Annotated in this window: 14 protein-coding genes; 6 read left to right on the top strand and 8 right to left on the bottom strand. The window is 69.6% G+C overall.

All coding sequences use genetic code 11. The features are described from left to right. Positions 1-16: 16 nt before the first annotated feature. From PFX98_RS02995 to PFX98_RS02980, 4 genes are read right to left on the bottom strand one after another with little or no spacing between them, the layout of a single operon-like run. Positions 17-790, bottom strand: a complete 774-nt coding sequence (locus PFX98_RS02995; protein WP_285233689.1) for a LytR/AlgR family response regulator transcription factor — start codon at positions 788-790, stop codon at positions 17-19. Further along, complete coding sequence (locus PFX98_RS02990) at positions 787-1887, bottom strand: sensor histidine kinase (RefSeq protein WP_285233688.1); 1101 nt, start codon at positions 1885-1887, stop codon at positions 787-789. Before PFX98_RS02990 ends, PFX98_RS02995 begins: the two co-directional genes overlap by 4 nt. Before the next feature lie 57 nt (positions 1888-1944). Then, the gene (locus tag PFX98_RS02985; RefSeq protein ID WP_285233687.1) at positions 1945-2142 is read right to left on the bottom strand and encodes a hypothetical protein; all 198 of its coding nucleotides are present in this window, start codon (positions 2140-2142) and stop codon (positions 1945-1947) included. 22 nt (positions 2143-2164) lie between these two features. After that, complete coding sequence (locus PFX98_RS02980) at positions 2165-3178, bottom strand: tetratricopeptide repeat protein (RefSeq protein ID WP_285233686.1); 1014 nt, start codon at positions 3176-3178, stop codon at positions 2165-2167. A gap of 246 nt (positions 3179-3424) precedes the next feature. Between PFX98_RS02980 and PFX98_RS02975 the strand changes: the two genes are divergently transcribed. Continuing rightward, the gene (locus PFX98_RS02975) at positions 3425-4408 is read left to right on the top strand and encodes an extracellular catalytic domain type 1 short-chain-length polyhydroxyalkanoate depolymerase (protein WP_285233685.1); all 984 of its coding nucleotides are present in this window, start codon (positions 3425-3427) and stop codon (positions 4406-4408) included. A gap of 7 nt (positions 4409-4415) precedes the next feature. Here PFX98_RS02975 and PFX98_RS02970 read toward each other — a convergent pair whose 3' ends face one another. From PFX98_RS02970 to PFX98_RS02960, 3 genes are read right to left on the bottom strand one after another with little or no spacing between them, the layout of a single operon-like run. Next, positions 4416-5282, bottom strand: a complete 867-nt coding sequence (locus PFX98_RS02970) for a cupin domain-containing protein (protein ID WP_285233684.1) — start codon at positions 5280-5282, stop codon at positions 4416-4418. Positions 5283-5291: 9 nt separating this feature from the next. Continuing rightward, a complete protein-coding gene (locus tag PFX98_RS02965) occupies positions 5292-6050 on the bottom strand; it encodes a sigma-70 family RNA polymerase sigma factor (protein ID WP_285233683.1) in 759 nt (252 codons plus the stop codon). 7 nt (positions 6051-6057) lie between these two features. Further along, positions 6058-6459, bottom strand: a complete 402-nt coding sequence (locus PFX98_RS02960) for a cupin domain-containing protein (RefSeq protein WP_285233682.1) — start codon at positions 6457-6459, stop codon at positions 6058-6060. A 100-nt stretch (positions 6460-6559) separates the two neighbouring features. Here PFX98_RS02960 and PFX98_RS02955 point away from each other — a divergent pair, with 100 nt between their 5' ends. After that, complete coding sequence (locus PFX98_RS02955) at positions 6560-7036, top strand: SRPBCC family protein (protein WP_285233681.1); 477 nt, start codon at positions 6560-6562, stop codon at positions 7034-7036. A gap of 66 nt (positions 7037-7102) precedes the next feature. Beyond that, positions 7103-7507 carry a nuclear transport factor 2 family protein gene (locus tag PFX98_RS02950; protein WP_285233680.1) on the top strand — a complete coding sequence of 135 codons (405 nt, stop codon included), beginning with the start codon at positions 7103-7105 and terminating at the stop codon, positions 7505-7507. Here the strand turns inward: PFX98_RS02950 and PFX98_RS02945 are convergent. Beyond that, positions 7493-8395: a LysR substrate-binding domain-containing protein gene (locus PFX98_RS02945; RefSeq protein WP_285233679.1), complete on the bottom strand. Its 903-nt coding sequence runs from the start codon at positions 8393-8395 to the stop codon at positions 7493-7495. The genes PFX98_RS02950 and PFX98_RS02945 overlap by 15 nt on opposite strands. Positions 8396-8524: 129 nt before the next feature. Here PFX98_RS02945 and gcvPA point away from each other — a divergent pair, with 129 nt between their 5' ends. From gcvPA to PFX98_RS02930, 3 genes are read left to right on the top strand one after another with little or no spacing between them, the layout of a single operon-like run. Next, positions 8525-9919, top strand: a complete 1395-nt coding sequence (gcvPA, locus tag PFX98_RS02940) for an aminomethyl-transferring glycine dehydrogenase subunit GcvPA (protein ID WP_285233678.1) — start codon at positions 8525-8527, stop codon at positions 9917-9919. Between the two features lie 8 nt (positions 9920-9927). Further along, a complete protein-coding gene (gene gcvPB, locus PFX98_RS02935; protein WP_285233677.1) occupies positions 9928-11523 on the top strand; it encodes an aminomethyl-transferring glycine dehydrogenase subunit GcvPB in 1596 nt (531 codons plus the stop codon). Positions 11524-11530: 7 nt separating this feature from the next. Further along, on the top strand, positions 11531-12625 hold the full coding sequence (locus PFX98_RS02930) for an ATP-NAD kinase family protein (protein ID WP_285233676.1): 1095 nt from the start codon (positions 11531-11533) through the stop codon (positions 12623-12625). Positions 12626-12637: the final 12 nt, after the last annotated feature.

Raw genomic sequence — 12637 nt, 5'->3', positions numbered from 1 at the left:
GGCGCGCGGCGCCCGCCTACATCTCCTTGAACATCGGCAGGTAGCTGCGGCTCACCGGCAGACGTTCGCTGCGGCCCTTGAGCTCGATCTCGCCGGTCTCGTTGTCGCCGCGGGTGAGGCGCCGGATCGAGCGCAGATTCACCACCACCGAGCGGTGCACCTGGCTGAAGTGCGCGGGGTCGAGCTGCGCCAGCAGGTCCTTCAGCGGCATGCGTATCAGCGCCTCGGCGGCCTGGCCCTCGTCGCGGTAGGCCACCAGGGTGTACTTGGTGTCACTCTTGAGATAGTCGATATCGTCCACCGGAATCATGCGCAGTGAGGCGCCCACCGAGGCGCGCACCCAGCGCAGCGGCTCGGGCTGATTCAGCTTGAGCCGCTGCGCCAGTTGCACAAGCAAGGCCTCGCTGTGCACCGCCGGTTGGGCCTGTGAGAGGCGCGCCTTCAGGCGCTCCACCGTCTCGCCCAGGCGCGCCGCCGCGACCGGCTTGACCAGATAGTCCAGCACGCCCTGCTCGAAGGCTTCCAGCGCGTATTGATCGAAAGCGGTGACAAACACCAGATGGGCGCGTTTGCCTATATGGCGCGCCACCTCCACCCCGCTCAGGCCCGGCATGTGCACGTCCAGAAAGCAGATCGTCGGCTGGTGTTGTTCGAACAGTTCGATGGCCTGGCGGCCGTTGCGCGCCTGGGCCACGATCTGCAGTTCGGGCCAGGCGGCGGCAAGGCGTGCTTCGAGAATCTCGCGCAGCAGGGGCTCATCGTCGGCGATCAGGGCGGTGGCCTGCATCATTCAGATTCCTTACGGGCGAACTCTATCCTTGCTTGCACGCCATGCGGCGCCACCTCGCTCAAGTCCAGGCTGGCGCTGCCGCCATAGGCCCAGAGCAGGCGTTCGCGCAGCGCCGCCAGGCCGGTGCCCAGGCCGCCGCCCGTGGCCTGCAGCCCCACGCCGGTGTCCACCACGCGCAGGCGGCAGCGCCCGCCCTCCAGCAGCTCGGCATGCACGTCGATGCGGCCGCCTTCCTCGCTCGGGTCGATGCCATGCTGCACCGCATTTTCCACCAGCGTCAGCAGGGTCATGGGTGGGCAGGGCAGCAGATGCACGCCGGCACCGATATGCAGGGCAAAGGCCAGGCGGTCGGGCATGCGCATCTGCATCAGCTCCAGATAGGCGCGCACCAGCTCCAGCTCCTGGCCCAGGGTGTTGGCCGAGCCATCCAGGCGCGGCACGGCGGCGCGCAGGTAATCCGTCAGGCTTTGCAGCAGCCGGGGCGCGCGCGGCGAGCCGGCCTCCACCAGGGCCTGCACATTGGCCAGGGTGTTGAACAGGAAATGCGGCTGGGCCTGGGCGCTGAGCAAGCGCATGCGCGCGTCCAGCGCCTGGCGGGCCATCTCGCTGCGCTCCAGCTCGAAGTCGATGGCCTGCTTCTCCACCTTGGCCTCGCGCTGGCGCAGCAGGGCCGTCAGCGCCGTCCAGGGCGCCACCAGCATGCCCAGAAAGGTGAAGGTCATGAAGCCCTCCAGGCGCTTGGGCTCATGCCAGAACATCGGCGCGCCCGGCGCCGTGCTCAAGAGGTAGGCCATGAACATGGCGACGGGGACGGTCACGCCGACCGCCGCCACCTGCAGGGCCCAGCGCGCCAGCCAGCCGGGCAGCCGGCGCGGCCATTGCTCGAACAGGCCGAACACCAGCAGCAAGCTCAGGCCAACGCCGAAGATCCTTGTCACCAGCACCCACATACCTGCCTTCCAGCCAAAGCTGAAGAGCAGCACGAAGAGCGCGCAGATGATGGCGACGGTGCGCAGGCGGCGCCAGCCGAACAGGGCACGCCAGCCGGGCGGCGCGAGCCGCTCGCTGAAGCTGATGGAAGCAGGGGGGGTTGGCATCACGGCAGAATACCTTTGAGTGCGAGGACCGATGGTGGGCAGCTGCGGGTGCGTCGACTAACGCCAGCGCTCAGCGGTCTTGCGGAAGTAGTGATGCGCGATATGGCGCCAGGGCAGCACCAGCGGCGTCAGCACCACACCCATCAGGCAGGCAAAGGCGCTCTCTCGCACATTCGGCGTCATCGCCCCGGCCCGCCACAGCGGGTAGGCGCGCGGCAGGTGCAGGCGCCAGAGCGGGATTTGCTCGTTCGTCACGGTCTTTTCCTTCTCTCCACCATCAGCCCAGCTTGGCCAGGCTCTTGCGCGCGTCTTCGGCATTGGCCGGGTTCGCGCGCTTGTTGGCCAGGAAACGCTCGTAGGCCGCCTTGGCCTGCGCCTTGTCGCCCTTGGCGAGATAGGCATCGCCCAGGCGATGGTCGATGGGATAGTCCTCGGCGCCGCTCAGGATCCTGGCGCGCTCCAGTGAGCGAATCGCCTCGTCGGTCTGACCCTGTGCCGCGTGGACCCGGCCCATGCCGTAAAAGCCGCCGGCCTTGTTGGGCTGCTCGCGTTGCAGGCCCTCATACAGGCCGCGGGCCTTGGCCAGGTCCTTGCCGTCCTTCAGATAGTTCAGCGCCAGCAGCATGGTGGCCTCGCGCACCTCGTCCTGCAGGGCGGCGTCCTTGCCGGCTTTAATCGCCAGCAACTCGCTCTCCATCTCGCCCCAATTCTTGGCCTCGGCGGCGATGAAGACGCGGATGATGCGCGCGGTGTCGGGCTGGCTGCTGCGCACCGCGGCTTCCAGCTCGCGGGCCTTGGAGACGCTGCCGCCCATGATGCCGGGCACGGTCAGCAAAAGCCTGGCAAGCTGCACGCGGGCAGTGAAGCTGCTGGGCTCCAGCTCCAGCGTGCGGATCCAGACATCCTTCAGGCTGCCCACGCTGCGCATGGCCCGGGCCATGCCCATGCCCAGCATTTGCATGCTCAGGTTCTGAGCCGTCGCCAGATGGCAGACCGCCACCATGGGGTGCTGATCGGTACAGAGTTTGGCCTGCCTGGCGCCGGCCTCCAGCCGCTTGGGGTCGGCGGCGTCGGCAAAGGTCAGCGCCAGGGTCAGGGCTGCGCTGGCCTCGGCATCGGCCGCGTTGGTCTTCAGGCGGGCCTGCGCCAGCTGTTCGAGTTCGGCGTATTTGCCGCCCTCTTGCAGGGCTTGCAGCTGCGCGTCCTTGAAGATGACGGCAGCCTGGGCCGTGCCCAGCGAGATCAACAAGGCTGTGCTGGCCAGGGCCTTGGCAATGAAGGGAGTGGTCATGGTCGGCTGTGATGATTGAAGTGGGACAGGGCGATTGTTTGGATATGCCGGCGCGAGCGCAGCGGCGCTCGGACGGCCCACGCCCCGCGGGTTTCCGGGCACGCCCTGGCGGGACGAATGGTCCGGCGTTGCCGGTCGTGGCCGGGCGTCGTTCGTCCCGACGCCGGCGTCGCCGATCCGGCGGGTGCCTTGCCGGGCAGGCGATGCGGGCACATTAGCGGCACTGACTCCATCGCCTGCATCGCCATGAAAAGAACAGTTCTGCGTTTCCTCAAGCTTGGCTTGCTTGGCCTGCTTGCCTTGCTGACGCTGTTGGCCGGCTTGTTTGGCTACTTCGTCTACGCCCCCGAGCCCGCGCCGCCGCAACTCTCCGGCACGCTGCGCAAGGCGTCCATCGAGGTGGCCGGCCTGACGCGCAGCTACCGCGTCTACACACCCAAGGGCCTGCCCAAGGGTGCCCCCCTGGTGCTGGTGATGCATGGCTCGGGCGAAGGCCCGCAGCGCATACGCATGGGCACTGGCTATGGCTTTGAACGTCTGGCCGACGCGTATGGCTTTGCGGTCGCCTACCCCAAGGCCTATGCCTCCGATTGGAACGACTGCAGTGTGATTGGCGACAAAAAGGTGGACGGCGCCCGCGCCGACGATGCGGGCTTCCTGGCCGCCATGGTGGACAAGCTGGTGGCCGAGCATGGGCTCGATCCGGCGCGCGTGTTTGCCGCCGGCGTCTCCAATGGCGGCTCCATGGCCATGCGTCTGGCGCTGGAGCAGCCCGGCCGCTATCGGGCGGTGGCGGCGGTGGTGGCCAATGTGCCGGCGCCGCAGAACTTCCAATGCAAGCCCTCGGCCCAGAGCACCTCGGTGATGATCATGAATGGCACCCTGGATCCGCTGGTGCCCTATGCAGGCGGGGAGATCAGCCTGCTGGGCCTGTTTTACAAAGGCGGGCCGATCATTTCCTCGCACGCCTCGGCCCAGTATTTCGCCGATTGGAATCACCTGAGCGCTGCGCCCCAGACCAGCCGCATGGATGTGCCCGGGGGCTTCAGCGTCGAGCAGAACCGCTGGCGCAATGAGGGCAGGACCGAGGTCGAGCTGGTGACCATCCATGGCGGCGGCCATGGCCTGCCGCAAGCCTACGCGCAGCGGCCCCGGCTGCTGGGCCCCTCACCGATGGCGCCCGACGGGCCGGCCATGATCTGGGACTTCTTTGCGAGGCAGCCGCGCTGACAAGGCTTCAGCCTACAAACTGCAGATCCAGGTCGCCATGCGCATAGATCACCACGCCGGTGTCGGTCTCGGTGATCTGGTGGCCGCTGCCGGCGGGGGCGAGCTGGTAGTCGCCGGCCTGCAGCAGCAGATCGTCGAGGAAGAGCTCGCCCTCCAGCATCAGGCATTCCTCGTCGTGGCCATGGCGGTGCTGGGGCACCTGGGCGCCCGGCTGGGCGCGGTAGAGCAGGGCAGCCTGGCCGTCGCGTTGCCACAGCACGCGGCGCTGGATGCCGGGCGCGTAGTCGGGCCAGGCGGCGGCCTGGTCGTGCACGGTGCAGGGCTGGTCCCCCGGCCGTGCCGGCAGGGCGCTCTCGCGCAGGAAGAGCAGGGCGCCGGCCGCGCTGTGCAGCGCCAGGGCGGGCGTACCGGCGGGCTGGAGGTGGTAGTCACGCGGCGCCAGGTGGAGCCGCTCGCCCAGCGTCACCGCGCCGCTCAGCAGCAGCCATTCGCGGTGCAGATGGGCATGCGGCAGGGCCGGCAGGCGCGCGCCCGCGGCCAGCTCCAGCAGGCAGGCCCGCAGGGGCTCGCCGGGGCGCGCCGCATGCGCGGCATGCGCGGTGTCAGCACGGTAGAGGCTGCGCAGCTGCACGCCGGGCGCGACCGTCTGGGCGGGCAGGCGCAGGCGCCGCGCCGTCACCATGGGGCGGCTCGCGGCCTGCGACGCGGCCAGGCGGCCGAGCAGGCGGCCGCGCACGGCCGCCAGCGCCGGGTTATTGGCGCCGGGCTGCGCCGGCCAGCTGTTGGCCAGGGGCTCGCTGAGCAGCGCAGCGAATTCCTGCTCGGTGTGGCTGGCCGCTGCGGCCGGGCGGGTTTCGGGCTTGGGGGTGCTCATATGCTGCCTTCAGGAAGCCAATGCCGGCAGGCCGGTCTCGCCCAGGACCTGCCTGAGGGTGATGAGGGCGCGGCGTATCTGTGATTTGACGGTGCCCAGCGGCAGGCGCGTCTGCAGCGCAATCTCCTCATGGCTGAGGCCGCGGAAGAAGGCCAGCGACACCAGCTGGCGTGGCTGCGCACCCAGTTGCAGCAGGGCGCGGTGCAGGTCCGCATGGTGGCGCGCCAGCTCCAGCAGCTCGTCGCTGCCGGCGTTGCCGTCGTAGGCGTCGGTGGCCTGATCGTCCAGGCTGGCATGCTGGAAGCGCGCCTCGCGGCGCAGCGCGTCGATGGCGCGCGAGCGCGCGATGGCCAGCAGCCAGCTGATGGCGCAACCGCGCGTCGGGTCGAAGCGCGGCGCCTGGCGCCAGACCTGGAAGTAGCTGTCTTCCACCACCTCCTCGGCCAGCGCCTCGCGGCGCACGATGCGTTGCACCAGGCTGTAGAGGCGGGTGAAGGTGGCGTCGTAGAGGGCGGCCAGGGCCTGCTCGTCACGCGCCACCACGGCATCGATCCAGGCCGCCAGTTGCGCGTCGCTCACTCGCTGCAGCGCCGGGCCGGCGCTGTGGTCGGCATGCGGGTCGGCATGCTGGTCGGCATAGGGGCCGGCATAGGGGCCGGCGGGCGCGGCATCCGGCGCGTCGTCCGGCTCCTCGTGCTCGTCCAGCAGCGGCTCGGGCCAGCCGGGCTCGCCGGGGTCTGGAAGCTGCAGATGTGAGGCATTGTTCATGCTTGTCCTAGCGCAGCGCTTGGGCCGCCTCCGGAATCGCACCGCGCAAGAAGATGGTTGCGCCGGCGACGGTGCTGATGGTCGCATGCAGGGCACCCTGGTGGGCCAGATGGTAGCCGCCGGGGCCCAGTTCGATCTGCGTGCCGACCCTCAGCCAGCCCTCCAGCACCAGGCATTCCTCGTCGAGCGGATGGCGGTGCGGCGGCAGGCTGGCGCCCGGCGCCAGGCGCAGCAGATAGGAGAGCACGCCGCCCTGCTCGCGCAGCGGCCTGATGCTGACGCCCTCGCCAAAGGGCTGCCAGCCGGGCGCGTCGGCGGCAATGGTGAGGTGGCTGGCGTCGGCATCGGCGACGCGCTCCATCAGCTTGCGCCGTATCGCGCGCGCCTGGGCGGGGGTGGGGCTCTCCATGGCATGCTCTACGCGGCCGGCGGGCGCTTGGATGCAAACACCCCGACGGGCGCGAGGTCGGGGCCTGCATCCAAGGCCGCGCCGCCTTCGTAAGCAGGGTATGTCACGGCCGCCCAGTCACCATTTCGATCTCGTCAGCCATTGGCGCTTTGCCGCGCCGCGCGAGCAGGTCTGGTCGGCGCTCAGCCAGCCCGAGAGCTGGCCGCGCTGGTGGCCCTATGTGCGCGAGGTGCAGACCCTGCGCGCCGGCGACGGCCAGGGCCTGGGCAGCCTGCGCCGCTTCCGCTGGGCCACGCGCCTGCCCTACGAGATCCTGATCGAGGTCGAGGCGGTGGAGATCCTGACGCATGAGCGCATCCGCGGCCGCTCGCGTGGCCAACTGCAGGGCGAGGGCATCTGGCTCTTGCATGAAGAGGGCGGTTGTACCGACGTCACCTATGTCTGGCGGGTTCAGCTGGTCAAACCCTGGATGCGCTGGCTGGCGCCCCTGCTGGCGCCGCTGTTCCGCTGGAACCACCAGGGCGTGATGCGCGCGGGTGCGCGCGGCTTGAGTGAATTCCTGGCCGCGGGTGGCTGAGTGCTGCATCCGGCCGCTGCGCCGGTACGTAGACAGGGCTCCACACACCACTCTTTGGAGTGCCCCATGAGCAACCCTGTCGAGATCGTGCAAGCCGCCTATGCCGCCTTCGGGCGTGGCGACATCCCGGGCCTGTTGAACTACCTCAGCGATGACGTCGAATGGACCTTCGACGGCAGCAGCGGCGAGGCCTATCTGCGCACGGCGCGCGGCAAGGACGATGTGATGAAGTGGTTCGGCCAGGTGCTTGCGGTGGACGGCATCCAGGCCTTCGAGCCGCGCCAGTTCCTGGCCGGGCCCGACCATGTCACCGTGCTGGGCTGGGAGCGCACCCAGGCCTTGCCGAACGGCGGCGTGTTCGAGAGCAACTGGGTGCATGTCTGGCAGCTGCGCGATGGCAAGCTGGCGCGCTTTTTCGGCATGTTCGATACCGCCGCGGCCGCCAAGGCGCGCGCCTCAGTGCGCGTTTGAAGCCGCGCACTCGGCCCGCATGAAGGCCGCCAGCGCCTGGAAGCGCGGCTGCGCGGCCAGGGCCGGCGCGGCCAGCAGCCAGTAGGCACCCTCGGCCTCGATACTGAGCGCGAAGGGCCTCAGCAGCCGGCCCGCGCGCAGGTCTTCCTCTATCAGGGCCAGGCGGCCCAGCGCCAGGCCGCGGCCGGCCATCGCGGCCATCAGCAGGGCATTGCTGTCGTCGATCAACTGGCCCTGGCGCACCGCCACCTCGGGCTCGCCGGCGGCGCGCAACCAGCGCGCCCAGTCCGCGAAGCTGTCTTCGTGCAGCAGCGGGTAATGGCGCAGCGCGGCCGGGCTGTCCAGCGGTTGCGCCTGGCGCGGCAGGGCGGGCGAACACACGGGCGTGAGTGCGGTGCCGAACAGGCGCTGCGCCCAAACGCGTGCCGGGGGCTCCTGTGTCCACACCACCGCCGCCTCGGCCGTGCCGCGGCTGAGTGCATCGCCCTGGGTGCTGTGGTGCAGGTGCAGCTCGATCTCGGGGTGGGCATCCCAGAAGCGCGGCAGGCGCGGCATCAGCCAGCGGCTGGAGAAGCTGGGCGTCACCGCCAGCTGCAGGCTTTGCTGCGCCTGGCGCTCGCTCTGCTTCAGCTGGCCCAGCAGCTCGTCGATGCGATCGAAGCTGCTGGAGAGCACACCCACCAAGCGCTCGCCCGCGGCGGTGAGCCGCACCTGGCGCGGCCGGCGCTCGAACAGCGGCTGGCCCAGCGCCTGTTCCAGCGCGCGTACCTGGTGGCTCACCGCCGCCTGGGTGACGTGCAGCTCCGCCGCCGCCTGGGTGAAGGAGAGCAGACGGGCGGCCGCCTCGAAGCAGCGCAGCGCGTTCAGGTGGTGCAGATGGCGTCGCATGAGGCGCGATGCTAAGCCCTGCTTGGATTAGTTCCACTTATGCATGAGGCAAATATTTCTCGTTTGTGCAATCCGCTGCTTACCATTGAAATAGCGTCATCGAAACGTTTCAAATGACGTGCAGGGCTCATGAATAAAACCAAGGTTTACCCCTACATCCCGAACTCGGTGCCGGCGGTCAAGGCGGCCATGCTGGCGGCCACCGGTGCGGCCTCGGTGGAGGAGTTCTATGCCGACATCCCGGCCGCGCTGCGCCTGCCGCGCGCCCTGAATCTGCCCGAGCCGCTGCTCTCGGAAGCCAGGCTCAAGCGCCATGTGCAGGGCCTGCTGGCCAGGAACACGCACTGCGGCGAGGTGCTGAGCTTTCTGGGCGGCGGCTGCTACCAGCACCATGTGCCGGCACTGTGCGATGAGATCAACGGCCGCAGCGAATTCCTCACCGCCTACGCCGGCGAGCCCTATGACGACCACGGCCGCTTCCAGGCGCTGTGGGAGTACTGCTCGATGATGGGCGAGCTGCTCAACCTCGAGGTGGTGAGCGTGCCCACCTACGACGGCTACCAGGCCGCCGCCACCGCCTGCTGCATGGCGGCCCGCCACACGGCGCGCCGCCAGGTGCTGGTCGCCGCCAATGTGAACCCCGACAAGCGCTCGCATATGCAGACCTACGGTCGCAGCGAGATCGAGTTCATCGAGGTGGCCTTCGACGCGGCCTCCGGCCTGGTGGACCGCGCCGATCTGCGCGCCAAGCTGGGCCCGCAGGTGGCGGCCTTCTATGTGGACATACCCAATTACTTCGGCGGCATCGACGAAGGCGCGGCGCTGGCGAAACTGGTGCAGGACGCTGGTGCGCTGCTGGTGGTGGGCGTGGACCCGAGCTCGCTGGGCGTGCTGACCCCGCCCGGCGACTATGGCGCGGCCATCGTCTGCGGCGACATCCAGCCGCTGGGCATGCACATGAGCTACGGCGGCGGCCATGGCGGCTTCATCGCCAGCCGCGACGACGAGGCCCTGGTGCTGCAATACCCCTCGCGCCTCTTTGGCATCGCGCCCACCTCGGTGCCGGGCCAGTACGGCTTTGGCGATGTGGCCTACCACCGCACCTCCTTCGACCAGCGCGAGAACGGCAATGAGTTCGTCGGCACCGCCGCCGCGCTCTGGGGCATCACCGCCGGCGTGTATCTCGCCAGTATGGGGCCGCAGGGCATGGTGGAGCTGGGCGAGGGCATCCTGCGGCGCGTCGCCTATGCGCGCCAGCAGCTGGCCAGCGTGCCGGGCCTGCGCCTGGCCCATGCCGGCACGGCGCATTTCAAGGAGTTCGTGCTGGACTTCAATGCCAGCGGCTTCACGGTGGCGCAGATCAACGCGGCGCTGCGCGAACGCTACGACATCTTCGGCGGCCACGATCTCTCGGCCGTCTTCCCCGCCCTGGGCCAGAGCGCCCTCTATGCCTTCACCGAGCTGCACTGCCAGGCCGATATCGATGCCCTGGTGACGGCTTTGCGCGAGCTGCTGACCCAATGAGTGCCACCATGGAAAACATCTCCGCCCACCGCTTCACCGATGGCAAGCCCAATCTGCGCCGCTACCAGCAGGCGCGCTGGGACGAGCCGCTGATCTTCGAGCTCAGCCAGCCCGGCGAGCGTGCCATCCTGCTGCCCGAGCTGGAGCCCGGCATCGAGAGCGCAACGCACGATGCCTTGCAGCAGCTGCCTCCCGGCATGCGCCGCGCCACCGCGCCGGCCCTGCCCGAGCTGAGCCAGAACCGCGTGCTGCGCCACTATTTGCGGCTCTCGCAGGAGAACCTGGGTGCGGACCTGAACGTGGATGTGGGGCAGGGCACCTGCACCATGAAGTACAACCCCAAGATCAACGAGCAGCTGGCGCGCGACGCGCGCATGAGCGAGCTGCACCCACTGCAGGACGAGTCCACGGTGCAGGGCATCCTGCAGGTGATGCACGCGATGGAGCAGGTGATCTGCGAGGTCTCGGGCATGGACGCGGTGAGCCTGCAGCCGCGCTCGGGCTCGCAGGCGATCTACGCCAATATCGCGATGATGCGGGCCTGGTTCGAGAGCCGCGGCGAGGGCGAGCAGCGCGACGAGATCATCACGACGATCTTCTCCCACCCCTCGGACGCTGCCTGCGCCAAGGTGCTGGGCTACAAGGTCATCACCCTCTACCCGGATGCCGATGGCTATCCGGACCTGGAGGCGATGCAGGCGGCGGTGGGCCCGCGCACCGCGGCGCTGATCATCACCAACCCCGAGGACACCGGCATCTTCAACCCCAGGATCGCCGAATTCGTGGCCGCGGCGCATGCGGTGGGCGCGCTCGCCTGCTATGACCAGGCGAATGCCAACGGCCTGCTGGGCATCACCCGGGCGCGCGAGGCGGGCTTCGACCTCTGCCATTTCAATCTGCACAAGACCTTCGCCACCCCGCATGCCTGCGGCGGCCCGGCGGTGGGCGCCTGCGCGGTGACGGCCGAACTGGCACCGTTCCTGCCGCGGCCGCGCGTCGTCAAGGACGGCGATCGCTACCGGATCGACCAGGGCGAGGCGCAGTCGATCGGCAAGGTGGCGGCCTTCATGGGCACGGCCAGCATCGTGCTGCGCGCCTACGCCTGGGTGATGAACCTGGGGGCCGAAGGCCTGCGCGAGGTGGCCGAGATCGCGGTGCTCAACAACAACTACATGATGAGCCAGCTGCTCGAGAAGATCGAGGGCCTCTCCGCGCCCTATGCCGCCGGCAAGCGCCGCATCGAGCAGGTGCGCTACAGCTGGGCCGAGCTGTGCGCGGCCACCGGCGTGAGCTCGGGCGACATCGGCCTGCGCGCGGCCGACTATGGCACCCATTACTGGACCAGCCACCACCCCTATGTGGTGCCCGAGCCGGCCACCATCGAGCCCACCGAGGCCTACTCGCGCGCCGACCTGGACGAGTTCGTGCAGATCATGGCCCGCGTGGCACAGGAGGCACGCAGCACGCCCGAGCTGGTGCGCAGTGCGCCACACAACTGCCCGACGAAGCGGGTGCAGGACGAGTACCTGGAAGACCCCAAGCGCTGGGCCATCACCTGGCGCGCCTGGCAGCGCAAGCTGGCCGAGCACGGCAGCGCCGTCTGAGCCCAGCATGCGCGTCGGCCTCATCATCAACCCCATCGCCGGTGCCGGCGGGCCGCTGGCCCTGCACGGCAGCGACGCCTACCGGCCGGGTGCCGAGCTGCCCGTCTGGGCGGCGCAACGCGCGGAGGAGGCGCTGCGGGCCTTGATGGTGAGCTGCCAGCCCGAGTGGGTATGCGGGGCCGGCGCGATGGGTGAGGACCTCTTGTACGCCCTGGGCATCAAGCCAAAGGTGCTGGGGCCGCGCTGCTGGCCCAGCAGCGCGGCGCAGACCCGCGCGATCGCCGAGCAGATGCTCGCGCAAGACCTGACCCTCTTGCTCTTCGTCGGCGGCGACGGCACTGCGCGCGATGTGCTCGACGCCGTGGGCGAGGCCCTGCCGGTGCTGGGCATACCGGCCGGGGTGAAGCTGCAATCGGCCTGCTTCGGCGTGAGCCCGCGGGCTGCAGGCGCCCTGGCGGCGTCCTACCTGAGCAGCCACGCCCGCGTCAGCGAAAGCCGCGAGGTGCTGGACCTGGACGAGGCCGCGCTGGGCCAGGGCCGGGTGCAGGCACAGCTGTATGGCCAGCTGCGCGTGCCGGTGGATGCAAAGCGCCTGCTGCAGGGGCGCAAATCGCGCAGCGAGGCCGGCGATGCGGTGGATGCCGCGCAGCTGGCGGCCAGCCTTCTACCGCAGCTGCGGCAGGGCCTGCACCTGATCGGCCCGGGTTCGACCACCTGGGCGCTGAAGCAGGCGCTGAAGCTCGACGGCAGCCTGATCGGCGTGGACGTGGTGCTGGATGGCGCACTCTGGCTGCGCGATGCCACCGAGGCGCAGCTGTGGGAGCTGGCGCGGCAGCGTCAGCCCAGGCTCTGGCTCACCGCCATCGGCGGCCAGGGCCATGTGCTGGGCCGTGGCAATGCGCCGCTCAGCCCGCGCGTGCTGCAGGCCCTGGGCCGCGCCGCGCTGACGCTGCTGATCACGCCGCGCAAGCTGCAGGCGCTGGGCGGCGTGCCACTGCGCGTGGATTGCGGCTCGGCCGCGGTGGATGCGCTCTATGCCGGCCCGGTGCGGGCGCTGACGGGGCCCAGGGAACAAGCCATGCTGCGACTCGTCGCGGCCTGATATCGATGGAGA

The sequence above is a fragment of the Paucibacter sediminis genome (assembly GCF_030254645.1).
GTDB classification, from domain to species: domain Bacteria; phylum Pseudomonadota; class Gammaproteobacteria; order Burkholderiales; family Burkholderiaceae_C; genus Paucibacter_B; species Paucibacter_B sediminis.
The sequence above is the reverse complement of the archived record's forward strand: the minus strand, read 5'-3'. Positions and strand labels throughout refer to the sequence as shown.

Bases quoted from the DNA above. Each gene is read 5' to 3' on its own strand.
- gcvPB (WP_285233677.1), top strand. From the start codon at position 9,928: ATGGAAAACATCTCCGCCCACCGCTTCACCGATGGCAAGCCCAATCTG.
- PFX98_RS02950 (WP_285233680.1), top strand. From the start codon at position 7,103: ATGAGCAACCCTGTCGAGATCGTGCAAGCCGCCTATGCCGCCTTCGGG.
- gcvPA (WP_285233678.1), top strand. From the start codon at position 8,525: ATGAATAAAACCAAGGTTTACCCCTACATCCCGAACTCGGTGCCGGCG.
- PFX98_RS02980 (WP_285233686.1), bottom strand. From the start codon at position 3,178: ATGACCACTCCCTTCATTGCCAAGGCCCTGGCCAGCACAGCCTTGTTG.
- PFX98_RS02970 (WP_285233684.1), bottom strand. From the start codon at position 5,282: ATGAGCACCCCCAAGCCCGAAACCCGCCCGGCCGCAGCGGCCAGCCAC.
- PFX98_RS02945 (WP_285233679.1), bottom strand. From the start codon at position 8,395: ATGCGACGCCATCTGCACCACCTGAACGCGCTGCGCTGCTTCGAGGCG.
- PFX98_RS02930 (WP_285233676.1), top strand. From the start codon at position 11,531: ATGCGCGTCGGCCTCATCATCAACCCCATCGCCGGTGCCGGCGGGCCG.
- PFX98_RS02975 (WP_285233685.1), top strand. From the start codon at position 3,425: ATGAAAAGAACAGTTCTGCGTTTCCTCAAGCTTGGCTTGCTTGGCCTG.
- PFX98_RS02965 (WP_285233683.1), bottom strand. From the start codon at position 6,050: ATGAACAATGCCTCACATCTGCAGCTTCCAGACCCCGGCGAGCCCGGC.
- PFX98_RS02995 (WP_285233689.1), bottom strand. From the start codon at position 790: ATGATGCAGGCCACCGCCCTGATCGCCGACGATGAGCCCCTGCTGCGC.
- PFX98_RS02960 (WP_285233682.1), bottom strand. From the start codon at position 6,459: ATGGAGAGCCCCACCCCCGCCCAGGCGCGCGCGATACGGCGCAAGCTG.
- PFX98_RS02990 (WP_285233688.1), bottom strand. From the start codon at position 1,887: ATGCCAACCCCCCCTGCTTCCATCAGCTTCAGCGAGCGGCTCGCGCCG.
- PFX98_RS02955 (WP_285233681.1), top strand. From the start codon at position 6,560: ATGTCACGGCCGCCCAGTCACCATTTCGATCTCGTCAGCCATTGGCGC.